This window comes from Enterobacter cloacae complex sp. (genome assembly GCF_900322725.1).
Classification (GTDB): domain Bacteria; phylum Pseudomonadota; class Gammaproteobacteria; order Enterobacterales; family Enterobacteriaceae; genus Enterobacter; species Enterobacter quasihormaechei.
Window position 1 is genome coordinate 1,121,930 of sequence record NZ_LT991957.1, and the last position, 23,180, is coordinate 1,145,109.

The window sequence follows — 23,180 nt, forward strand, 5'->3', positions numbered from 1 at the left end:
AGCGGTTAGCCGATCAAAACTGATAGCTGTAGTTGACGCTGGCAAACCAGAGATAAGGATGGCCGTAACTTCCGGCAAACGCCGTCGGCGATTTCACATGCGAGGACTGCATATGAAGATACGAAACGGCAATACCCATATTGCTGGACGGGGTGATCTGATACTGGGCTCCCGTGCCAAATCGCCACTCATCGCCGGTAGGTAAGGTTAAAGCCACATCACTCTGGCTTTCATACGGCGAGCTGTCGAACGCCACGCCGGCATTCAGTCGCCACTGAGGCGTTGGACGATACTGTACGCCCACCGCGCCATGCCACGTGTCCTTGAGACGGCTGACGTTGTGCAGCTGCTGGTCCCCGACAACAATTTGCGGCGCGCCGAACCGGCTCCAGTCCTGCCAGCCGAGATCGCCCATAACCGACCACCGCGGATTTATATCATGCACCAGGCTGAGCATGATTTGCTGCGGCGCGCTGATTTGCGCCGACACCGGCAGGTCGTAGGTGCCGTTCTGTAGACGCGCTTTGCCGTCAATATTGAAGCTGTAGTCCGTTTCGCTGTTCCACGTAATACCGGCTCGCGTCTGGTCAGTCAGCTGCATCAGCAGCCCAAGCCGATAGCTCATGGCCAGGTCTTCATCGCGTTGCCGGTAGTCATCATCGTTAACGTTGCGGGTCAGCGAGAAGTAACCATAGTTAACGTTGGCAGACGCACCAATCGAGAGACGGTCGTTAAGCTTATAGGCCAGCGAGGGGCTGAGCGTCATGGCCACCATGGTGCTCTTTTTGATCAGCCTGTCGCCCGCCCAGCTGCCGTAGTCGATCCCCAGGCCGTAATTACCATAAAGCCCGATCCCCGCATAAAGATCGTCAGTCACCTTCTGGCTATAAAAGGCGCTGGCATTTGGGATGGTTTTCATCACGTCGCCGGGGCTTTGATCGTTATCGTTATCCAGCTGGTTATCGATGGAGCCGTCCATCACCTGTAACCCACCGGTGACCATATGATCCGGTAACCGCGTCATGCCGGCAGGGTTGGTCATAATTGTCGAGGCATCCTGCGCACGAGCGGCCTGCCCTGCGCCGGCAAGCGCGGTATCTTCGGTGCCTGCTTCATAAAAATAGAGGGCGCTGGCATGGGCACTGGAGGCGGCTAATACGCCAGCGCACAGGAGGAGTCGTGTATTCATCTGCGATCCGGGAAATAAAAAATTTGCCGACAGATATAACAGGGGCGCCTGATGACGTAAAAAGGAAGAGGGTTTAATTTTAAATTATGCGCGCGCGTATTTATATTTATGACACTCCAGCGACAGCCGGAACAAAGGCACCGCGATTCTGCCTGCACCTGGAGAAGAATGTCTTACCATGCCGTTTGTACTCGTTCGGCTTAAGACAAGCGTTACTCACTACTGGGATCGCTCTTATCCTCTCGCATGGATTCGATAAACTCCCGTTGCTCCGGTGTGAGTTCAAGCTCATCCAGCAGGCGATCTAACTCTTCTTGAGGCGATTCCTTTTGATTCTTTCTCTTCCCGCTAGCCATACTCACCCTTGAGTTATTAGGATTAATCTCAGGGTATCCAGGGTACAGGAAATGTGCAACTCACCGCGTTACGCCGACAACCGATCATAACAATGAACGAAAGGGGAAGCAGGTACGCCAGTACAGGATAGTCAGCGCTAGTAAGCAACCTACTGAAATAGAGAGTTTTTCGAACGATTTTACTTGAGGAAATTCTGGAGCGGGCGAAGGGAATCGAACCCTCGTATAGAGCTTGGGAAGCTCTCGTTCTACCATTGAACTACGCCCGCTTTGAGGTGCGTAAGGCATTATAGACCTTACGCTTCTGCATACAAGCCTCTTCACAGCTAACTGGCGATAATCTAATCACTTAGCACTTCGGTTTGCTGCCCTGCGCCGGAAGATAACGCTGCGGATCGATGGCCGTGGCCTTATAGCGGATCTGGAAGTGCAGCTTCACCGTATCCGTCCCGGTACTGCCCATGGTCGCGATCTTCTGCCCCGCCTTTACGTTCTGACCGTTGTTGACCAGCATCGTGTCGTTATGCGCATAGGCCGTAATGTAGTCCTCACCATGCTTAATCATGATCAAGTTGCCATAACCGCGCAGCTGATTACCGACATACACCACCTTCCCGGCTCCCGACGCGTAAACCGGCGTGCCGCGCGCAGCTGCGATATCAATGCCTTTATTGCCCCCTTCCGAGAGCGAGTACGGCGCCACCACTTTTCCGCTGGCAGGCCAGATCCAGCAGCGCTGACCGACCGGCGGCCAGGAGGATTTTGGTACCTGGTAGGATGGTGTGACTTTGGCCGTTTTGCGCGTTGAGGATTTTTTCCCTGAGGAGGAACCGCCGTTAACCTTGAGCTTCTGCCCTATCTCAATGGTATACGGTGGAGAGATGTTATTCAGGCGCGCCAGCTCCTTCACGCTGGTCCCCGTGGCGCGTGAGATGCGGTAGAGTGTGTCTCCGCGCTTAACGGTATAGACGGCACCGGAATAACTGCCCATATCCGACGATTTACTCCCCGAGCATCCGGCTACAAGTAGCGTCAGCGTCAGGCAGAAAACGGCAATGATCGGGTTTCTCGTCAGGCTTCCTGCAAACAAAACAGCTCCTCGGTCAGCGTGAATGGCGCACTATGATAGCAGCCCAAACTGATGCCGGTCATGCCCTTTTCCGCTCTGTGGGCCAAACCGTTCGCATAAGAATGCAGTATAATAATTCTGCTGATGGTGCTGAACCATTTGGCATTTTGGCACTGGAGCATCAATGAGTATTCAAGAACACGTTATTTTGGTAAATGACCAGGGAAAGGTGATTGGCACTCAGGAGAAGTACGCCGCGCACACGACACACACCCCGCTACACCTGGCTTTCTCTTCGTGGCTGTTTAACGCTAACGGAGAATGTCTGATTACCCGGCGCGCCTTAAGTAAAAAAGCCTGGCCTGGCGTGTGGACGAACTCCGTTTGCGGTCATCCACAGACCGATGAAGCGACGGAGCAGGCGATTATCCGCCGCTGCCGCTTTGAAATCGGCGCCGAAATCACCGACATCACTCCCGTTGCCCCGGCGTTCCGCTATCGCGAAGCCGACCCGTCCGGGATCGTTGAAAATGAGATTTGCCCGGTCTACGCGGCCCGCGTCACGAATACCCTCGCAATCAATAGCGACGAAGTGATGGAGTACCGGTGGGTGGAGCTGGACGCGCTATTTCGCGCGCTGGACGCCACGCCGTGGGCGTTCAGCCCGTGGATGGTGCTGGAAGCGACGGCCGCGCGCGAAGAACTCAGCGCCTTCGCCGCGCAATAAAAAAGCCCCGGCGAAATACGCGCGGGGCTTTTTTTACATCTTAACGGCTTATTTCACCGGACGCATCGCCGGGAACAGGATCACGTCGCGGATGGTGTGGCTGTTGGTGAACAGCATAACCATACGGTCGATACCAATACCCAGGCCAGCCGTCGGCGGCAGGCCGTGTTCCAGCGCGGTTACGTAGTCTTCGTCGAAGAACATCGCTTCGTCGTCGCCTGCTGCTTTCGCATTAACCTGATCCTGGAAGCGCTGCGCCTGATCTTCTGCATCGTTCAGCTCGCTGAAACCGTTGCCGATTTCGCGGCCACCGATGAAGAATTCGAAGCGGTCAGTGATTTCCGGGTTCTCGTCATTACGACGCGCCAGCGGAGACACTTCCGCCGGGTATTCGGTGATGAAGGTCGGCTGAATCAGGTGCGCTTCTGCCACTTCTTCGAAGATCTCGGTCACGATACGGCCCAGACCCCAGCTCTTCTCCACCTTGATACCGATGCTTTCGGCGATCGCTTTCGCAGAGTCAAAGTTATCCAGATCCGCCATCTCGGTTTCCGGACGGTATTTCTTGATCGCTTCGCGCATGGTCAGTTTTTCGAATGGCTTGCCGAAGTCGAACACTTCTTCACCGTAAGGCACTTCGGTGGTGCCCAGAATATCCTGCGCCAGGGTGCGGAACAGGGATTCGGTCAGCTCGATCAGATCTTTGTAATCCGCATACGCCATGTAGAGTTCCATCATGGTGAACTCTGGGTTATGGCGCACGGAGATGCCTTCGTTACGGAAGTTACGGTTGATCTCAAACACGCGGTCGAAACCACCTACCACCAGACGCTTCAGGTACAGTTCCGGCGCGATACGCAGGTACATGTCGAGATCCAGGGCGTTGTGATGGGTGATGAACGGACGGGCAGATGCGCCGCCAGGGATCACCTGCATCATCGGGGTTTCCACTTCCATAAAGTCGCGGTTAACCATGAACTGGCGAATACCGGCCATGATCTGGGAGCGAATTTTGAAGGTCTTACGGGATTCATCGTTAGAGATGAGGTCCAGGTAGCGCTGACGATAGCGCGCTTCCTGATCCTGCAAACCGTGGAACTTGTCCGGCAGCGGGCGCAGGGCTTTGGTCAGCAGACGCAGCTCGGTGCAGTGGATAGACAGTTCACCGGTCTTGGTTTTGAACAGTTTACCTTTTGCGCCCAGGATATCGCCCAGGTCCCACTTCTTGAACTGCTCGTTGTAGATGCCTTCCGGCAGGTCGTCACGGGAGACGTACAGCTGAATGCGGCCGCCAACGTCCTGTAAGGTCACGAAGGACGCCTTACCCATGATACGACGGGTCATCATACGGCCAGCCACGGACACTTCAACGTTCAGCGCTTCAAGCTCTTCGTTCTCTTTACCGTCGAAGTCAGCGTGCAGTTGGTCTGAGGTGTGGTCACGACGAAAATCGTTCGGGAACGGCACGCCCTGCTCGCGCAGCGCTGCCAGCTTCTCGCGGCGGGTTTTCAGTTCGTTGTTAAGATCGACTACCGCGTCAGCGCCCTGTGCTTGTTGTTCAGACATGTTGGTTCCTCATAACCCTGCTTTCAAACTTGCTTCGATAAATTGGTCCAGGCTGCCGTCCAGCACCGCCTGCGTGTTACGGGTTTCAACCCCGGTACGCAGGTCTTTGATGCGGGAGTCATCAAGGACGTAAGAACGGATCTGGCTGCCCCAGCCGATGTCGGACTTGTTGTCTTCCATCGCCTGCTTCTCAGCATTTTTCTTCTGCATCTCCAGCTCATAAAGCTTCGCTTTCATCTGCTTCATGGCCTGGTCTTTGTTCTTATGCTGGGAACGGTCGTTCTGGCACTGTGTGACCAGCCCGGTTGGAATGTGGGTAATACGCACCGCCGATTCCGTACGGTTAACGTGCTGACCACCCGCGCCGGATGCGCGGTACACGTCAATACGCAGGTCCGCCGGGTTGATGTCGATATCGATATCTTCATCCACTTCCGGATAGACAAACGCGGAGCTGAAGGAGGTGTGGCGACGGCCACCGGAGTCAAACGGACTCTTACGCACCAGGCGGTGAACGCCGGTTTCAGTACGCAGCCAGCCATAGGCGTAGTCACCGATGATCTTAATGGTGACGGACTTAATGCCAGCAACTTCACCTTCAGACTCTTCGATAATCTCGGTTTTGAAACCGCGCGCTTCCGCCCAGCGCAGATACATACGCATCAGCATGCTGGCCCAGTCCTGCGCTTCGGTACCGCCAGAACCTGCCTGAATATCGAGATAGCAGTCCGCGCTGTCGTATTCGCCGGAGAACATACGACGGAATTCCAGCTGCGCCAGCTTCTCTTCCAGCACGTCGAGTTCTGCCACGGCTTCGTTAAAGGTTTCTTCGTCGTCGGCTTCGACGGCCAGCTCCAGCAGCCCAGAAACATCTTCCAGACCCTGCGACATCTGATCCAGCGTATCTACGATAGCTTCGAGGGAGGAACGCTCTTTACCCAGCGCCTGAGCGCGTTCAGGTTCGTTCCAGACGTCCGGCTGTTCCAGCTCGGCGTTTACTTCTTCGAGACGCTCTTTCTTGGCATCGTAGTCAAAGATACCCCCTAAGAACGTCAGAGCGCTCCGTGAGGTCCTGAATGCGGTTTTTTACCGGATTAATTTCAAACATGGTCTGTTTTCTTTTATGAGCTTGTCAAAATGCGGTGATAAGAGCGGGATTGTACCGAATCCACGCCCTTTTTTATAGAGATTACTGACGCTAAATTGGCCAGATATTGTCGATGATGATCTGAAGGGAGCGGTTACCGCGAAACTCGTTAATATCCAGCTTATAGGCCAGCTCAACCTCGCGCACGCCGTTGTCCGGCCAGATGGAGGTATCAACGTTAAACGCAATGCCGTCCAGCAGCGGCCCGCCGCCGACCGGTTCCACCATCACTTTGAGGTGGCGTTCGCCGACAATACGCTGTTGCAGCAAACGAAAACGCCCGTCGAAAAGCGGCTCCGGGAACATCTGCCCCCACGGGCCCGCATCGCGCAGCATCTGCGCCACGTCCATGGTCATTTCAGCCGGGGAAAGCTCACCGTCAGAAACCACTTCCCCCTGCAACAGCGACGGGTCGATCCAGTCGGTGACCAGTTCGCCAAACAGACGCTGGAATTCGTCGAACTTCGCCTCTTCGAGCGACAGGCCCGCGGCCATTGCGTGGCCGCCGAACTTAATCATCAGGTTCGGATGAAGCGTGTCGAGGCGCTCCAGCGCGTCGCGCATGTGCAGCCCCTGAATCGAGCGTCCGGAGCCTTTCAGCGTGCCGTCCCCGGCAGGCGCAAACGCGATGACCGGACGGTGGAAGCGCTCCTTGATGCGTGAGGCCAGAATGCCCACCACACCCTGGTGCCATTCGGGGTGGTACATCGCCAGCCCGCCCGGCAGGGTATCGCCGCTGCGCTCCAGCTTTTCGCACAGGGTCAGCGCTTCGGCCTGCATCCCCTGCTCAATCTCTTTACGGGTCTGGTTGAGCGCGTCCAGCTCGTTGGCCAGCACGCGCGCTTCGCCGATGTTGTCGCACAGCAGCAGCGCGACGCCAACGGACATATCGTCCAGCCGCCCCGCCGCGTTCAGGCGCGGGCCGAGGGCAAAGCCCAAATCGCTGGCCGCGAGCTTAAGCGGATCGCGGTTGGCAATTTCCAGCAGCGCCTTGATCCCCGGACGGCATTTACCTGCGCGAATACGGCTTAAGCCCTGCCAGGTGAGAATCCGGTTATTGGTATCGAGCGGCACCACGTCCGCCACGGTTCCCAGCGCCACCAGATCGAGATATTCCGCCAGGTTCGGCACGGCTATCCCGCGCGACTCAAACCAGCCCTTATCGCGCAGCAACGTGCGCAGCGCCAGCATAAGATAAAACGCCACCCCTACCCCGGCCAGCGATTTCGACGGGAAATCACAGTCGCGCAGGTTGGGGTTAATGATGGCTTCGGCGGCCGGCAGGGTTTCTCCTGGCAGGTGGTGATCGGTGACCAGTACCGGGATCCCCAGCGCATGGGCATGATCGACCCCCGCATGAGAGGAGATCCCGTTATCCACGGTCATGATCATCTGTGCGCCACGGGCGTGGGCCTGATCGACCACTTCCGGGCTGAGGCCGTAGCCATCTTCAAACCGGTTCGGCACCAGGTAAGTCACGTTATCGCAGCCCAGGGCCCGCAGGCTGAGCACGCTCAGCGCGGTGCTGGTTGCGCCGTCGGCATCGAAATCGCCCACCACGACAATCCGCGTCCCTTCACGGAACGCGTCGTAGAGCATGTCGGTCGCTTTTTCGATGCCGCTCAGCGCCTGCCAGGGCAGCATGCCTTTGACGCTGCGCTCAAGATCGCTTGCCGTTCGCACACCGCGGCTGGCATACAGCCGCTTTAGCAGCGGAGGAAGGTCGGCGGGTAAATCGGCCGTATCAACCGCTTCACGGCGGCGCAGTTTTATCGGGGCTTTCACGCGAATTACTTACCGCCCGTCTGTTTCTGATGCGCGTCGAGGAACGCTTTCATCTCTTTTGGACCCTGATAGCCCGGCACCACGTAACCGTTGCTCAGGACAATAGCTGGCGTCCCGCTCACGCCAAACTGGACGCCCAGCGCGTAGTGGTTAGCGATGTCAATATCGCAGGACGCAGGCTTCACGCCTTTGCCGTTCATCGCGTCATCAAAGGCCTTATTGCGGTCTTTCGCACACCAGATCGCCTTCATATCCTGCTCGGGCTGGCTCTGCACGCCGGCGCGTGGGAAGGCCAGGTAGCGCACGGTAATACCCAGTGCGTTGTAGTCTTTCATCTCTTCATGCAGCTTGTGGCAGTAGCCACAGGTGATGTCGGTGAAGACGGTAATGACGTGTTTTTCCTGCGCCGCTTTGTAGACGATCATCTCTTTTTCGAGCGCGTTCAGGTTTTTCATCAGCAGCTGGTTAGTGACGTTCACCGGCTGTGCGCCACTCACGTCGTACATTGGCCCCTGAATAATGTGCTTACCGTCTTCGGTCACGTACAGCACGCCGCTGTTGGTCAGCACCGTTTTCATGCCAGCCACCGGCGATGGCTGGATCTCGCTGCTGGCGACGCCGAGTTTCGTCAGAGACTGTTTAATGGCGGCATCGTCCGCATGGGCAAATCCGGAAACTGAAGCTGCCAGCAGGGTGAACAGCGCTAAAGACTTTTTCATATATGATCCTGTAACAATTCGTCGGCACTCACGCGCGAGGGTGGTGCTGTTGGTGTAGCTGCCGCAGGCGTTCCGTCGCGACATGGGTGTAAATCTGCGTCGTTGAAAGATCGCTATGTCCAAGCAACATCTGCACCACGCGTAAATCAGCGCCGTGGTTTAACAGATGCGTCGCGAAGGCGTGACGCAAAACGTGCGGCGACAGCTTTTCACTGTCAATACCCGCCAGTGTGGCGTAATGTTTAATGCGATGCCAGAACGTTTGTCGCGTCATCTGCTGCGCGCGCTGGCTCGGGAATAATACATCAATGGAAACGCCGTTCAGCAGCCACGGACGCCCGTGTTCCAGATACGTCTCCAGCCAGTAGACCGCCTCTTCACCCAGCGGCACCAGCCGTTCTTTGTTCCCTTTACCGATGACGCGCACCACGCCCTGACGCAGGCTGACATCGCTCATCGTCAGGCCAACCAGTTCGGAAACGCGCAGGCCCGTGGCATACAATAGTTCAAGCATGGCTTTATCGCGTAACTCCAGCGGAAGGTCAACTGCGGGCGACTGTAATAATCTCTCAACTTGTGCTTCGCTGAGATCTTTTGGCAGCCGCTGAGGCAGTTTAGGCGATGCCAGCAGTGCGCTGGGATCGTCCGCGCGGATCTTCTCGCGGTAAAGGTGCTGGAACAGTCGGCGCATGGCGCTCAGCAGACGCGCGGAGCTGGTGGCTTTGTACCCCCCTTCCATCCGCTCGGCCAGTAACCCTTGCAGGTCATCGCTTTGCGCGCTTTCAAGCGTCAGCCCCCGGTGCGCCAGCCACTCCACCAGCAGGGTAAGATCCCGGCGGTAGGCGCTGAGCGTATTTTCAGCGAGGTTTTTTTCCAGCCACAGCGCGTCGAGAAACTGTTCGATGAGTGCGAGATCCTTTTCCACATCAGCCCCTTTGGTTCTGCAATCCGGCCATTATGCCTGATTGCCATCGGTTTCTGGTACACTACGCGCAAAGTCATAGCAAGAATTGAGATTGTTACGCGATGAATATTGGTCTGTTCTATGGTTCCAGCACCTGCTACACCGAAATGGCGGCGGAGAAAATTCGCGACATCATTGGCCCGGAACTGGTGACGTTGCATAACCTGAAAGATGACTCGGTCGCCTTGATGGAGCAGTACGATGTGCTGATCCTGGGCATCCCAACCTGGGACTTTGGTGAGATTCAGGAAGACTGGGAAGCCATCTGGGATCGGCTCGATACGGTCAATTTCGAGGGCAAAATCATTGCGATGTACGGCATGGGCGACCAGCTGGGCTACGGGGAGTGGTTCCTCGACGCGCTCGGCATGCTGCATGACAAACTGGCGCCTAAGGGCGCGACGTTTATCGGCTACTGGCCTACGGAAGGCTATGAGTTCACCAGCCCAAAACCCATCATTGCCGACGGCCAGCTGTTTGTCGGGCTCGCGCTGGATGAAACCAACCAGTACGATCTCAGCGACGAGCGCCTCCAGACCTGGTGCGAGCAAATTCTGGGTGAGATGGCCGAGCAGTTTAGCTGATTTACTCCTGCGTCGGCTGTTGCACGATGAGCCGGCGCAGATCCCGCCACTCCGCGGCATCCATACTGTCTGCTGCCAGCCACAGGTGCTGGCGTCGATTGTCCTCAACCCGACGCAGCCGTAGCATCATCCCGGTATTGAGCATCCACGGCGTCCCTATCATCTCCCACTCTTTTCCCTGCCAGCGCAGGCGAGAATCCATCAGCAGCTTAATTTCACCCTGACGGGCGTTGATTCGACGCTGGCTTCGCACGCTGTCAAACACCACAAACGACAGCAAAAGCAACCACAGAGGGGTGTAGCTAAGCGGCCACGGCACCAGTAACACCAATGCCGCGACCAGTCCGTGGAGCAGTAACGACATCCACTGTGAGCGCCACGAGACGCGAAGATCAGATTGCCACAGGACCACGTTCCTGATTCCGTGTTTGAATTAATTGCACCATCCGTTGCAACTCGGTGTCGGCGGGCTTGCCGTGATTCATCAGCCAGTTGAATAAATCCGGATCGTCAGACTCAAGCAGGCGGACAAACAGACGCTTATCGTCATCGCTTAAGCTGTCGTACTCATACTCAAAGAAAGGCATGATGGAGATATCAAGTTCACGCATGCCGCGACGGCACGCCCAGTGAATACGGGCCTTGTTGTTAATATCCATGTTCTGTTTCCTGCATTACGTTTGGCACAGTCGGTATCCCGTTCGGTATTCATTATTGCTTTCCGGGACACCTGGTAGTGTAACGTGTTTTTGACCGTTTCTTTACTGGAATATTGCGAACTACGAGCAGGCTTCCAGAATAATCCCTATTAAGACAGTGGATTACACTATTTTGCGTAGCGCTACGCATAACCAGGTAATGGCACGAATGGCCTGCTGAAAGCGCTTGCAATGAATACAGTCTCTTTTACCATTAGGTATTATCAAAGCGTTAAGCAATTCAGGACATCACTATGGCATTTACACCATTTTCTCCTCGCCAGCCCGCCGCCTCCGCGCGTCTGCCGCTGACGCTGATTACTCTTGATGACTGGGCACTGGCGACCCTGACCGGTGCGGACAGCGAAAAATACCTGCAAGGCCAGGTCACAGCGGACGTGGCGCAGTTGACTGAACACCAGCATCTGCTGGTCGCCCATTGCGATCCAAAAGGCAAAATGTGGAGCAACCTGCGTCTGTTCCGCCGTCAGGACGGGTTCGCCTTTATTGAGCGCCGCAGCCTGCGTGACGCCCAGCTCAAAGAGCTGAAAAAATATGCAGTCTTTTCTAAAGTCACTATCGCCCCGGACGATGAACACGTCCTGCTGGGGGTTGCGGGTTTCCAGGCGCGTGCAGCGCTGAAAAACCTGTTTGCCGAGCTACCGGATGCCGAAAAACAGCTGGTCAGCGAGGGAGCGACCTCCATTCTGTGGTTCGAGCACCCGGCGGAGCGCTTCCTGCTGGTAACAGACGTGGCAACGGCGGAACGGGTCACCGACGCCCTTCGCGGTGAAGCACAGCTCAACAACAGCCAGCAGTGGCTGGCGCTGAACATCGAAGCGGGCCTGCCGGTGATTGACGCGGCAAACAGCGCGCAGTTTATCCCGCAGGCGACCAACATCCAGGCGCTGGGCGGTATCAGCTTTAAGAAAGGCTGCTACACCGGTCAGGAGATGGTAGCGCGGGCGAAATTCCGCGGCGCGAACAAACGTGCCCTGTGGACGCTGGCGGGCCACGCCAGCCGCGTGCCGGAAGCGGGTGAAGATCTCGAGATGAAGATGGGTGAAAACTGGCGTCGTACCGGCACCGTGTTAGCCGCCGTACAGCTCGATGATGGCCGCCTGCTGGTGCAGGTTGTCATGAATAATGATATGGAGCCCGACAGCGTATTCCGCGTGCGGGATGATGCGAACACGCTCAGCATTGAGCCGCTGCCGTATTCACTGGAAGAGTGAGGCAATAGCGCCCGGTGGCGCTGCGCTTACCGGGCCTACAGATCCCGTAGGTCGGGTAAGGCGAAGCCTCCACCCGACAACAAACTACACCTGCCCCACATACAAATAAATTGCCAGGAAGTGGCACACGCTGCCGCCCAGCACAAAGCCGTGCCAGATCGCATGGTTGTACGGGATGCGCTTACAAACGTAGAAAATCACGCCCAGCGAGTAGACCACACCGCCCACCGCCAGCAGCGTCACGCCCCCGACCGCAAGCTTAATGGCTAACTGATACACCACAATCAGCGAGAGCCAGCCCATTGTCAGATAGGTGACCAGCGACAGCACTTTGAACCGGTGCGCGATGGTCAGCTTAAACAGGATCCCCAGCAGCGCCAGGCTCCAGATTACAATCATCAGGCCACGCGACAGCGGTGAGTTGAGCCCCACCAGCAAAAACGGCGTGTAGGTGCCTGCAATAAGAAGATAGATAGCGCAGTGGTCAAATTTCTTGAGCCATATCTTCGCCCGCTGGTGCGGAATAGCGTGATACAGCGTTGAAGCCAGAAATAGCAGGATCATACTCCCGCCATAGAGGCTGTAGCTGGTGATGGCCATCGCGCTGGCGTTGGAATCCACCGCCTGCACCAGCAGCAATACTAAACCGACAATCCCAAACACCAGGCCAATGCCATGGCTTATACTGTTGGCTACTTCCTCAGCCAGCGAATATCCCTGTGCGATTAATGGTCTGCTCACCATACTTAACTCCGGGAAAACAAAAGATGATTATTCATCGCCAGTCTATGCTAACTGAGAATGATTCCAGTGAACACCTGTTAGCTAAAATAAATACACAATAAAGATTTACCCTTACAATTCAATGAAATGAAAAAACAATCCGCCGTACAGATGTAAATGATTTCATTAACGCCTGAGTAATCAATGAGATAAAACCGTCTCCCGCCGCCGGGCGACATGGTATGATTCAGGGATAGTGTCCGACAGCGAGTTTAGCCATTGTGAGTATGTTCACCCATTCCGCCATTGCCAGCCTCAACAATCTGGAAATGATGGTCTACAACTACGTCATTAAGAACCGTGACAAAGTGATGTACATGACCATCCGCGAGCTGGCGGATGCGGCGGGCGTTTCCACTACCACCATCCTGCGCTTTTGCCGCAAGCTCAACTGCGATGGCTACTCTGAGTTCCGCGTGCGCTTTAAGCTCTACCTGGAGCAGAACGAGCCGCAGCAGGCAAATTTTGGCGCCAGCGAAATTATCAGCTTCTTTAAAAGCGTAAATAACGAAGAGTTCGATGCGTTATTAAATGAGGCCATCGATATTATTTTATCCTCCGAGCGCATTATTTTCGTCGGCGCAGGCACGTCCGGATCGCTGGCAAAATATGGCGCACGTTTCTTTTCAAATATCGGCAAATTCAGCAACCATATTGACGATCCCTATTTCCCGGTCACGAACGATATGGCTAAAAATGCGCTGGCTATTGTGCTCTCCGTCTCCGGCGAAACCGAAGAGATCTTACGCTTTGCCAGCCAGTTCAGCCTGCACCGCTGCAAGGTACTCTCCATTACCAGCCATGAACACTCTCGTCTCGCGAAGCTGGCAGACTTCAATCTCTCCTGGCACGTTCCGCAAACGCGAATCGGCGGCGTTTACGATATCACCACCCAAATTCCTGTGATCTATATTCTGGAATCATTAGGCCGCAAGCTGGCGAAGAAATTAACAGAATAAAACACCCTGTTTTTTTGATGTGACAAATTACAATTTCCGCAAATTGTTATATCGTGACATTTAATTCCGCTTTGCTAGACTCGAAATCAATAAGTCCTGAATTGAGAATAGCAAAGATGAAAAAACTCACCTTACCGAAAGATTTTTTATGGGGCGGCGCGGTGGCGGCGCACCAGGTTGAAGGCGGCTGGAACAAAGGCGGCAAAGGCCCCAGCATCTGCGACGTCCTCACCGGCGGCGCCCACGGCGTTCCGCGTGAAATCACTCAGGAAGTGATTGAAGGCAAATATTACCCGAACCACGAGGCCGTCGACTTCTACGGCCATTACAAAGAAGACATCAAGCTGTTTGCCGAGATGGGCTTCAAATGCTTCCGTACCTCCATCGCCTGGACGCGCATCTTCCCGAAAGGGGATGAAGCTCAGCCAAACGAAGAGGGGCTGAAGTTCTACGACGACATGTTCGACGAGCTGCTGAAGTACAACATCGAGCCGGTGATCACCCTCTCCCACTTTGAAATGCCGCTGCACCTCGTTCAGGAATACGGCGGCTGGACCAACCGTAAAGTGGTGGATTTCTGCGTGCGCTTCTCGGAAGTGGTGTTTGAGCGCTACAAAAATAAGGTCAAATACTGGATGACCTTCAACGAAATCAACAACCAGCGCAACTGGCGCGCGCCGCTGTTCGGCTACTGCTGCTCCGGCGTGGTGTATACCGAGCACGATAACCCCGAAGAGACCATGTACCAGGTGCTGCACCACCAGTTCGTGGCCAGCGCGCTGGCGGTGAAGGCCGCACGCCGCATCAACCCGGAGATGAAGGTCGGCTGCATGCTGGCGATGGTGGCGCTCTATCCTTACTCCTGCAAGCCAGAAGATGTGATGTTCGCTCAGGAATCCATGCGCGAGCGCTACGTCTTTACCGACGTTCAGCTGCGCGGCTACTACCCGTCTTACGTGCTTAACGAGTGGGAGCGCCGTGGCTTCTCCATCAAAATGGAAGCGGGCGACGAGCAAATCCTGCGTGAAGGCACCTGCGACTACTTAGGTTTCAGCTACTACATGACCAACGCGGTCAAAGCGGAAGGCGGCACCGGCGACGCCATTTCCGGCTTCGAGGGCAGCGTGCCGAACCCGCACGTGAAGGCGTCCGACTGGGGCTGGCAGATTGATCCTGTGGGCCTGCGCTATTCGCTGTGCGAGCTGTACGAGCGCTACCAGAAGCCGCTGTTTATCGTAGAAAATGGTTTCGGTGCCTACGACAAAGTGGAAGCAGACGGCAGCATCAACGATGACTACCGCATCGACTACCTGCGCGCCCACGTGGAAGAGATGATGAAGGCCGTGACCTGGGACGGCGTGGATCTGATGGGCTACACCCCGTGGGGCTGCATCGACTGCGTCTCCTTCACCACCGGCCAGTACAGCAAGCGCTACGGCTTTATCTACGTTAACAAGCACGACGACGGCACAGGCGACATGTCCCGCTCCCGCAAAAAGAGCTTCGAGTGGTATAAAACCGTCATTGCCAGCAACGGCGAAACGCTGTAATCGCTCGCCCTCTCTGCAACCGGAGAGGGCAAACCGCTTATCTTCCAGACACTTCTTTACAGCATTTGCGTTGCCAAAAGATGTTCGCCCGATAATATAGGCGTCCTGAATATTAGAGGCGAACATGATTAAGCGACAACGCAACGCTATCCTGCTTGTAGCCCTGGCCTGCCTGGTGGTGCTGATATGCACCGCCCAGCGGATGGCCGGGATGCACGCGCTTGTCATGAACGTCACCGCCGTAAGCCAGTCTGTCCAGCAGGGACAGGAGAGTTCCGACGCACCGGTCACCCCGTGTGAGCTTAGCGCCAAATCGCTGATGTCGGTCCCGCCGGTTTTGTTTGAAGGCGCCCTGTTTGCCGTTACCCTGCTGCTGGCGTTATTGGCAGCCATTCCGCCGCGCCGCGAGCGGCAGTGGCCTCCCCGCGTTATCTCCCCGCCCCGGTTACGGGTGCATCTGCGATTATGCGTCTTCCGTGAATGAGTCTTCGCCTGTCACTTCAGGTTAATTTATCATTTACGGAGAAAATTTATGTTTACTGTATTCAGGCGACTGCTGGTCTGCCTGCTTTGGCTATGGCTGCCCCTCAGCCAGGCTGCCGACAGCGGCTGGCTGCGCGCCGCCGATAATCAGCACGCCAGCGTCAGGCTGCGTGCGCAACCCGAAAGCACTGGCGAAACCCGCCTGCTGCTGGACGTCGCCCTGCAAAAAGGGTGGAAAACCTACTGGCGCTCGCCGGGCGAAGGCGGCGTCGCACCCACCATTACCTGGCATCAACCCGTTGAGGCGATCTGGCGCTGGCCTACGCCGCAGCGTTTCGACGTCGCGGGCATCACCACGCAGGGCTATCACGGCGATGTGAGCTTTCCCATCACCCTGCGGGGCGACGTCCCGAAGATCCTGAGCGGCGTGCTGACGCTCTCCACCTGTAGCAACGTCTGTATTCTTACCGACTACCCGTTCTCGCTGAACATGACCGCATCCACAGACGCCGGTTTTGATTACGATTTCAGTCGGGCCATGGGCACCCTTCCGCTCAGCGGCGGATTGACCTCAACGCTGAACGCCACCTACGCCCCCGGCAAGCTGACCGTAACGGCGCAGCGTGAGGCTGGCTGGCAGGCGCCGTCGCTGTTTATCGACGGCATGGACGACGTGGATTTCGGCAAGCCGACCCTCGCCGTGCGCGGTGATTCGCTGGTGGCCACCGTGCCCGTGACGGACAGCTGGGGCGAGGCCGCGCCGAGCCTCAGCGGGAAAACGCTATCGCTGGTGCTCGCCGACAGCGGCCAGGCGCAGGAGTCCCGCGTGGAGATCCAGCCGGGCAGCGCCGCCCCCGCGTTCTCGTTAGGCTGGGTGCTGCTGATGGCGCTGGCTGGTGGCCTGATCCTCAACGTTATGCCCTGCGTGCTGCCGGTGCTGGCCATGAAGCTGGGCACGCTGATGCAAACCGAACGGCAGGCGCGCGGTCAGGTGCGCAGGCAGTTTCTTGCTTCGGTGTCCGGGATCGTTATGTCGTTCCTCGCGCTGGCGCTGATGATGACGGTTTTACGCTTAGGCAATCAGGCGCTTGGCTGGGGGATCCAGTTCCAGAATCCGTGGTTTATTGGCGCGATGGCGCTGGTGATGGTGCTTTTCAGCGCCAGCCTGCTGGGGCTGTTTGAAATCCGCCTCCCTTCCGGGGCCAGCACGTTCCTCGCCACGCGCGGAGGAAACGGTCTGGCAGGCCATTTCTGGCAGGGCGCGTTTGCGACGCTGCTGGCAACGCCCTGCACCGCGCCGTTCCTGGGCACAGCGGTATCGGTCGCGCTGGCGTCGCCGCTTCCTCTGCTGTGGGGGATCTTCCTGGCAATGGGCATCGGCATGAGCCTGCCGTGGCTTCTGGTGGCGGCCTGGCCGGGGCTGGCACAGCGGTTGCCGCGTCCGGGACGCTGGATGAACGTCGTGCGCGTCGTGCTGGGGATGATGATGCTCGGCTCATCGCTGTGGCTGCTGAGCCTGCTGACGGTGCATATTGGCATCCTGCCCGTTATCACGCTGGGCGTGCTCCTCATCCTTGCGCTGCTGCTGGTCACCGCCTGGCGCTACCGCTGGCAAACGGCGCTGCGCGCCGGAGCGTTTGCCATCATCGTGGCCGGGGCGGTTGCGTTTGTTTCCGGCTCCGGCAGCGAGGGTGCACGACGCGATCGCATTCACTGGCAGCCGCTCAGCGAGCAGGCCATCACCCAGGCGCTGGCAGAGAACAAACGGGTGTTCGTCGACGTGACCGCTGACTGGTGCGTGACCTGTAAAGCCAATAAATACAACGTGCTGCTGCGCGACGACGTACAGGATGCGCTCTCTGCCCCGGACGTCGTTGCCCTGCGCGGTGACTGGAGCCGCCCCTCCGATACCATCAGCCAGTTCTTAACCACGCGCGGCAGCGCCGCCGTACCGTTTAACCAGATTTACGGACCAGGGTTACCGCAGGGCCACGTGCTGCCCCCGCTGTTAAGCCGTGAAGCGGTGCTGAGCACCCTGTCCGATGCGAAAGGAAAATAATATGCGCTCGTTTATCGCCTTACTGTTGCTCTCTTTATCGGCGTTCAGTTTTGCCGCGCCAACAGAGGACGCTTCCGATGACCAGCTGGCGGCGCTGCTGTTCAACGATCCGGCCAGCCCGCGCACCGGCGCGACGTCGCCGAAGCTCACCATCGTCTCCTTCACGGACTACAACTGCCCTTACTGCAAGCAGTTCGACCCGATGCTGGAGAAAATCGTACGTGATAATCCCGACGTGCAGCTCATCGTTAAACTTCTGCCGTTTAAGGGGCAAAGCTCGGTGAATGCCGCTAAGGCGGCGCTCTCGACATGGCAGCAGGCGCCGGACAAATTCTGGGCGCTCCACCAGCGGCTGATGATGAAAAAAGGCTATCACGATGACGCCAGCATCGCCGCCGCGCGGGCCAAAACCGGAACGGACGGCATTAAAACGGATGATAAAACCATGGACAGCCTAAAGATGAACCTGATCCTGGCGCAGGTACTGAATATTCAGGGTACGCCGGCAACCATCATCGGTGACCAGATGGTGGCGGGCGCCATTCCTTATGACGATCTGGAGGGGCTGGTCAAAGAACAGCTGGCAAACGCCCGTGGCAGGTAAGCTTCCGCGCCTGCTGCGCGAGCTGGCCGTGTGGCTGCTGATTGGCGTAGCCGTGAGCCTGGCGGTGGACTATTTCCGCCAGCCCGCGCTGCCGCAGAACTTCGCGTCCACCACGCTGCATACCCTCGACGGCGAGTCCGTCGATCTTATCGCCATGAGTGAGGAGCGTCCGCTGCTGGTCTACGTCTGGGCGACGTGGTGCGGCGTCTGCCGCTACACCACGCCGTCGGTAGCGGCGCTGGCCGCGGACGGGGGTAACGTGATGTCGGTTGCGCTGCGCTCAGGCGATAACGCGACGCTCGAAACATGGATGAGGAAGAAGAAGGCTGCGATGCCCACGGTCAACGACGCCAGCGGAGAGCTGGCGCGTCAGTGGGACGTTCAGGTGACGCCCACGCTGGTGGTGATCTCTCACGGTGAAGTGACGTCGATCACCACCGGCTGGACCAGCAGCTGGGGGATGCGCCTGCGGCTGTGGCTGGCGTCGTAGCGTTACTTCCCGCCGGCCAGCTCCAGGAAGCTGCCGGTGACATAGGAGGCCTTGTCGCTCAGCAGCCAGGCAATGGCCTGGGCGACCTCCTCCGGCTGTCCGCCACGCTGCATGGGCAACAGAGACTTCACCCGATCCACACGCCCCGGCTCGCCGCCGGAGGCGTGAATATCAGTATAAATCAGGCCAGGCCGCACGCAGTTCACGCGAATGCCCTGCGCCGCGACCTCCAGCGCGAGGCCGGTCGTCAGGGAATCCACTGCCCCTTTGGAGGCGGCATAATCCACATATTCCCCGGGCGCGCCCAGGCGTGACGCCGCCGAAGAGACGTTCACAATCGCGCCGCCCTTGCCGCCGTGTTTATGCGACATGCGCTTTACCGCCTCACGGCAGCAGAGAAAATAGCCGGTGACGTTGGTGGCCAGCACGCGGTTAATACGCTCAGCGGAGAGGTTTTCGAGGGTGGATTGTTCAAACAGAATTCCGGCGTTGTTCACCAGCGCGGCGAGCGGCTCACCTTCGCGATCGATGCTGTCGAACATCGCCATCACCTGCGCTTCATCGCTGATATCCGCGCGCACGGCAAAGGCCTGACCGCCCGCGTCCACGATCTGATTAATAACGTCCGTCGCAGCGGTGATGTTGTGATGAAAATTCACCGCTACGGTGTAGCCTTCGCTTGCCAGCTGTAGCGCGGTGGCTTTACCAATGCCGCGGCTGGCGCCGGTGACCAGTGCAATTGCCATTCACAACCTCCAGATAAAAAAAAACCGGGTGGCGCTTACGCTTACCCGGCCTACAGTATGGCAAATAATTACTGGTATTCGCTCATCGGTACGCAGGAGCAGAACAGGTTACGGTCGCCGTAGACGTCATCAAGACGCTTCACGGTCGGCCAGTATTTGTTTGCCACGCCCGCCGGGAAGACGGCCAACTCGCGGGTGTAACCGTGATTCCACTCTGCCACCAGTTCGTTCTGGGTATGCGGCGCGTTAACCAGCGGGTTATCTTCCAGCGTCCACTCACCGCCCTTCACGCGGTCGATTTCGCTACGAATGGCCAGCATCGCGTCGATAAAGCGGTCCAGCTCCACCTTGCTTTCAGACTCGGTCGGCTCAACCATCAGCGTACCCGCCACCGGGAAGGACATGGTTGGCGCGTGGAAACCGTAGTCGATCAGGCGTTTGGCAATATCCAGCTCGCTGATGCCCGTCTCGTCCTTCAGAGGGCGAATATCGAGGATGCATTCGTGCGCCACGCGACCGTCGCGGCCAGTGTAGAGCACCGGATAGGCGTCCTTCAGGCGCGTTGCGATGTAGTTGGCGTTCAGGATCGCCACCTGGCTGGCCTGCTTCAGCCCTTCCGCGCCCATCATGCGGATGTACATCCAGCTGATAGGCAGGATAGAGGCGCTGCCGAACGGGGCCGCAGAGACCGCGCCCTGACGGGTCAGCATGCCTTCAATCTGCACCACGCTGTGCCCCGGCACAAACGGCGCCAGGTGCGCTTTGACGCCAATTGGCCCCATGCCTGGGCCACCGCCGCCGTGTGGAATGCAGAACGTTTTGTGCAGGTTCAGGTGCGACACGTCCGCGCCAATGAAGCCCGGAGAGGTGATGCCCACCTGGGCGTTCATGTTCGCGCCGTCGAGGTAAACCTGACCGCCGAACTGATGCACCACTTCACACACTTCACGGATAGTCTCTTCGTACACGCCGTGGGTAGACGGGTAGGTCACCATGATGCACGAAAGTTTGTCGCCCGCCTGCCCGGCTTTCGCGCGCAGGTCGGCCAAATCGATGTTGCCGTTTTTGTCACACGCCACGACCACCACTTCCATGCCCGCCATCTGTGCTGAGGCCGGGTTGGTGCCGTGGGCGGAGCTTGGGATCAGGCAGATATCACGGTGGCCTTCATTGCGGCTTTCGTGATAGTGACGGATCGCCAGCAGACCGGCGTATTCACCCTGCGCGCCAGAGTTCGGCTGCATGCAGAGCGCGTCGTACCCGGTCAGCTTCACCAGCCAGTCGGAAAGCTGGTTGATCATCATGTGATAACCTTCCGCCTGCTCAGCCGGGCAGAACGGGTGCAGCTCGGAGAACTCAGGCCAGGTAATCGGGATCATCTCTGCCGCAGCGTTCAGCTTCATGGTGCAGGAGCCCAGCGGGATCATCGCCTGGTTCAGCGCCAGATCCTTGCGCTCCAGAGAGTGCATGTAGCGCATCATCTCGGTTTCGCTGTGGTAGCGGTTGAACACCGGGTGAGCCAGGATCGCGTCATTGCGCAGCATGCTTTCCTGAATGGAGCGGCTGTCGAGCGCGACCTCTTTGTCGAGCGTATCAATGTCCAGACCGTGTGCGTCGCCCAGCAGCACGTCAAACAGCGTTGCGATATCGTCACGCGTCGTCGATTCATCCAGGGTGATCCCTACCGCGTGATGAATATCGCTGCGCAGGTTGATTTGCGCGGCCTCGGCGCGCGCCAGCACGGCCGCTTTGTCTGCCACGTCGACGCACAGGGTGTCGAAATAGTGCTCATGACGCAGCCTGAGGCCTTTCTGTTGCAGGCCGCAGGCCAGAATGTCGGCCAGACGGTGGATGCGGCTGGCAATACGTTTCAGCCCAGCCGGACCATGGAACACCGCGTACAGGCTGGCAATGTTTGCCAGCAGCACCTGAGAGGTACAGATGTTAGAGTTCGCTTTCTCGCGGCGGATATGCTGCTCGCGGGTCTGCATCGCCATGCGCAGCGCGGTGTTACCGGCGGCATCTTTCGATACGCCGATAATACGGCCCGGCATGGAGCGTTTAAATTCATCTTTTGCGCCAAAGAATGCAGCGTGCGGGCCGCCGTAGCCCATCGGCACGCCGAAGCGTTGCGCTGAGCCAAAGACAATGTCCGCGCCCTGTTTGCCCGGTGCGGTCAGCAGCACCAGCGCCATAAAATCAGCGGCGACGCTCACAATCACCTTACGGGATTTGAGCTCAGCAATCAGCGCGCTGTAATCATGCACTTCCCCGGTGGTGCCCACCTGCTGTAACAGCACGCCGAAGACGTCCTGGTGATCCAGCACTTTGTCAGCGTCGTCGACAATCACCTCAAAGCCGAAGGTTTCTGCACGGGTGCGTACCACGTCCAGCGTCTGGGGATGCACGTCTGCCGCTACGAAGAAACGGTTGGCGTTTTTCAGCTTGCTCACGCGCTTCGCCATCGCCATCGCTTCGGCGGCGGCGGTGGCTTCATCCAGCAGAGAGGCGGAAGCGATATCCATACCGGTCAGATCCAGGGTCACCTGCTGGAAGTTTAGCAACGCTTCCAGACGGCCCTGGGAGACTTCTGGCTGATAGGGGGTATAAGCGGTGTACCAGCCCGGGTTTTCCAGCATGTTGCGCAGGATAACCGGCGGTAACTGCACGTTGGTGTAGCCCATGCCGATGTAAGACTTATAGCGCTTGTTGAGGCCGGCGATAGCCTTCAGCTCCGCCAGCGCGGCGAACTCCGTTGTGGACTCGCCAACCTGCGGCGGCGTGGCAAGCTGGATGTCTTTTGGCACGATCTGGCCGATCAGTGCGTTTAATGAATCCGCGCCAACTGTCTTCAGCATCTCCTGCTGTTGCTGAGCATCCGGCCCAATGTGACGTTCAATGAAGGCGCCACGGTTTTCAAGCTGGCTTAAAGTCTGTGTCATGAGCGATGGTTCCTGAAACGTGCAGTGAATCGTAGTTATCTGTAACGCTGTTGCCCGGTGTCGCTAACGCTTGCCGGGCCTACGCAGATCGGTAGGCCGGATGCGCAGCGCCATCCGGCACAACGTTATTCGTCTTCCAGTAATGCTTCGTACGCGGTCGCATCCAGCAGCGCGGCAACCTGCGCTTCGTCGCTGGCTTTGATCTTGAAGATCCAGCCGCCTTCATACGGCTCGCTGTTGACCAGCTCCGGGGAGTCGCTCAGCGCGTCGTTCACGGCAACAATTTCACCGCTCACAGGCGCGTAGATGTCAGAAGCCGCTTTGACGGATTCCGCCACCGCACAGTCGTCGCCTGCGCTCACGGTTGCGCCCACTTCCGGCAGGTCAACAAACACCATGTCGCCCAGCAGCTCCTGCGCGTGCTCGGTGATCCCAACGGTGTAAGTGCCGTCCGCCTCTTTGCGCAGCCACTCGTGTTCTTTGCTGTATTTCAGTTCTGCTGGCACATTGCTCATTGAAGTTCTC

General features: G+C 57.6%; 22 protein-coding genes and 1 tRNA gene. 9 read left to right on the forward strand and 14 right to left on the reverse strand.

Annotated elements, in window-relative coordinates:
- Window positions 1-13: 13 nt before the first annotated feature.
- The 3 genes from DBR02_RS05695 to actS all read right to left on the reverse strand — a co-directional run bounded on the left by DBR02_RS05695 (window position 14) and on the right by actS (window position 2,635).
- Window positions 14-1,189, reverse strand: a complete 1,176-nt coding sequence (locus DBR02_RS05695; protein ID WP_107533678.1) for an OmpP1/FadL family transporter — start codon at window positions 1,187-1,189, stop codon at window positions 14-16.
- A gap of 551 nt (window positions 1,190-1,740) precedes the next feature.
- Window positions 1,741-1,814, reverse strand: a tRNA-Gly gene (locus DBR02_RS05700).
- An 80-nt stretch (window positions 1,815-1,894) separates the two neighbouring features.
- Window positions 1,895-2,635: an amidase activator ActS gene (actS, locus tag DBR02_RS05705; protein ID WP_038416673.1), complete on the reverse strand. Its 741-nt coding sequence runs from the start codon at window positions 2,633-2,635 to the stop codon at window positions 1,895-1,897.
- Between the two features lie 163 nt (window positions 2,636-2,798).
- On the opposite strand from actS, the gene idi reads away from it, so the two are divergent.
- Complete coding sequence (gene idi / locus DBR02_RS05715; protein ID WP_107533680.1) at window positions 2,799-3,341, forward strand: isopentenyl-diphosphate Delta-isomerase; 543 nt, start codon at window positions 2,799-2,801, stop codon at window positions 3,339-3,341.
- A 48-nt stretch (window positions 3,342-3,389) separates the two neighbouring features.
- Here the strand turns inward: idi and lysS are convergent, their stop codons facing one another.
- The 5 genes from lysS to xerD form a co-directional block, all read right to left on the reverse strand.
- Window positions 3,390-4,907: a lysine--tRNA ligase gene (gene lysS / locus DBR02_RS05720; RefSeq protein WP_006811868.1), complete on the reverse strand. Its 1,518-nt coding sequence runs from the start codon at window positions 4,905-4,907 to the stop codon at window positions 3,390-3,392.
- Window positions 4,908-4,916: 9 nt separating this feature from the next.
- Window positions 4,917-6,015, reverse strand: a protein-coding gene (prfB, locus tag DBR02_RS05725) for a peptide chain release factor 2 (protein ID WP_102750013.1) whose coding sequence is annotated in 2 segments (ribosomal slippage) — window positions 4,917-5,939 and window positions 5,941-6,015 — 1,098 coding nt in all. Because the reading frame shifts where the segments join, the coding sequence is not laid out codon by codon here.
- 90 nt (window positions 6,016-6,105) lie between these two features.
- A complete protein-coding gene (recJ, locus tag DBR02_RS05730) occupies window positions 6,106-7,839 on the reverse strand; it encodes a single-stranded-DNA-specific exonuclease RecJ (RefSeq protein ID WP_063867895.1) in 1,734 nt (577 codons plus the stop codon).
- Between the two features lie 5 nt (window positions 7,840-7,844).
- Complete coding sequence (dsbC, locus tag DBR02_RS05735) at window positions 7,845-8,558, reverse strand: bifunctional protein-disulfide isomerase/oxidoreductase DsbC (protein ID WP_063451984.1); 714 nt, start codon at window positions 8,556-8,558, stop codon at window positions 7,845-7,847.
- A 28-nt stretch (window positions 8,559-8,586) separates the two neighbouring features.
- The gene (gene xerD, locus DBR02_RS05740) at window positions 8,587-9,483 is read right to left on the reverse strand and encodes a site-specific tyrosine recombinase XerD (RefSeq protein WP_063451985.1); all 897 of its coding nucleotides are present in this window, start codon (window positions 9,481-9,483) and stop codon (window positions 8,587-8,589) included.
- A gap of 101 nt (window positions 9,484-9,584) precedes the next feature.
- Between xerD and fldB the strand changes: the two genes are divergently transcribed.
- Entirely contained in the window at window positions 9,585-10,106 is a 522-nt protein-coding gene (gene fldB / locus DBR02_RS05745; RefSeq protein ID WP_107533681.1) for a flavodoxin FldB, read from the forward strand.
- Window position 10,107: 1 nt separating this feature from the next.
- Here the strand turns inward: fldB and DBR02_RS05750 are convergent, their stop codons facing one another.
- Window positions 10,108-10,518: a protein YgfX gene (locus DBR02_RS05750; protein WP_063451987.1), complete on the reverse strand. Its 411-nt coding sequence runs from the start codon at window positions 10,516-10,518 to the stop codon at window positions 10,108-10,110.
- Entirely contained in the window at window positions 10,499-10,765 is a 267-nt protein-coding gene (gene sdhE / locus DBR02_RS05755) for an FAD assembly factor SdhE (RefSeq protein ID WP_003863437.1), read from the reverse strand. The genes DBR02_RS05750 and sdhE overlap by 20 nt, the downstream gene beginning before the upstream one ends.
- Window positions 10,766-11,058: 293 nt before the next feature.
- Here sdhE and ygfZ point away from each other — a divergent pair, with 293 nt between their 5' ends.
- Entirely contained in the window at window positions 11,059-12,039 is a 981-nt protein-coding gene (ygfZ, locus tag DBR02_RS05760) for a tRNA-modifying protein YgfZ (protein ID WP_107533682.1), read from the forward strand.
- Between the two features lie 84 nt (window positions 12,040-12,123).
- Here the strand turns inward: ygfZ and trhA are convergent, their stop codons facing one another.
- The gene (gene trhA, locus DBR02_RS05765; protein WP_047729440.1) at window positions 12,124-12,783 is read right to left on the reverse strand and encodes a PAQR family membrane homeostasis protein TrhA; all 660 of its coding nucleotides are present in this window, start codon (window positions 12,781-12,783) and stop codon (window positions 12,124-12,126) included.
- A gap of 266 nt (window positions 12,784-13,049) precedes the next feature.
- On the opposite strand from trhA, the gene DBR02_RS05770 reads away from it, so the two are divergent.
- The 6 genes from DBR02_RS05770 (at window position 13,050) to DBR02_RS05795 (ending at window position 18,967) form a co-directional block, all read left to right on the forward strand.
- A complete protein-coding gene (locus DBR02_RS05770; RefSeq protein WP_107533683.1) occupies window positions 13,050-13,781 on the forward strand; it encodes a MurR/RpiR family transcriptional regulator in 732 nt (243 codons plus the stop codon).
- A gap of 116 nt (window positions 13,782-13,897) precedes the next feature.
- Window positions 13,898-15,331 carry a 6-phospho-beta-glucosidase BglA gene (bglA, locus tag DBR02_RS05775; RefSeq protein WP_107533684.1) on the forward strand — a complete coding sequence of 478 codons (1,434 nt, stop codon included), beginning with the start codon at window positions 13,898-13,900 and terminating at the stop codon, window positions 15,329-15,331.
- A gap of 124 nt (window positions 15,332-15,455) precedes the next feature.
- On the forward strand, window positions 15,456-15,815 hold the full coding sequence (locus DBR02_RS05780; RefSeq protein WP_063451991.1) for a hypothetical protein: 360 nt from the start codon (window positions 15,456-15,458) through the stop codon (window positions 15,813-15,815).
- A 48-nt stretch (window positions 15,816-15,863) separates the two neighbouring features.
- Window positions 15,864-17,873 carry a protein-disulfide reductase DsbD family protein gene (locus DBR02_RS05785; RefSeq protein ID WP_107533685.1) on the forward strand — a complete coding sequence of 670 codons (2,010 nt, stop codon included), beginning with the start codon at window positions 15,864-15,866 and terminating at the stop codon, window positions 17,871-17,873.
- Window position 17,874: 1 nt separating this feature from the next.
- A complete protein-coding gene (locus tag DBR02_RS05790) occupies window positions 17,875-18,477 on the forward strand; it encodes a DsbA family protein (protein ID WP_063451993.1) in 603 nt (200 codons plus the stop codon).
- The gene (locus DBR02_RS05795) at window positions 18,467-18,967 is read left to right on the forward strand and encodes a protein disulfide oxidoreductase (RefSeq protein ID WP_107533686.1); all 501 of its coding nucleotides are present in this window, start codon (window positions 18,467-18,469) and stop codon (window positions 18,965-18,967) included. Before DBR02_RS05790 ends, DBR02_RS05795 begins: the two co-directional genes overlap by 11 nt.
- Window positions 18,968-18,969: 2 nt before the next feature.
- Here DBR02_RS05795 and DBR02_RS05800 read toward each other — a convergent pair whose 3' ends face one another.
- The 3 genes from DBR02_RS05800 to gcvH form a co-directional block, all read right to left on the reverse strand.
- Complete coding sequence (locus tag DBR02_RS05800) at window positions 18,970-19,713, reverse strand: SDR family oxidoreductase (RefSeq protein WP_063451995.1); 744 nt, start codon at window positions 19,711-19,713, stop codon at window positions 18,970-18,972.
- A 68-nt stretch (window positions 19,714-19,781) separates the two neighbouring features.
- Entirely contained in the window at window positions 19,782-22,655 is a 2,874-nt protein-coding gene (gene gcvP, locus DBR02_RS05805; RefSeq protein WP_107533687.1) for an aminomethyl-transferring glycine dehydrogenase, read from the reverse strand.
- 125 nt (window positions 22,656-22,780) lie between these two features.
- On the reverse strand, window positions 22,781-23,170 hold the full coding sequence (gene gcvH, locus DBR02_RS05810; protein WP_006811885.1) for a glycine cleavage system protein GcvH: 390 nt from the start codon (window positions 23,168-23,170) through the stop codon (window positions 22,781-22,783).
- Window positions 23,171-23,180 lie beyond the last annotated feature (10 nt).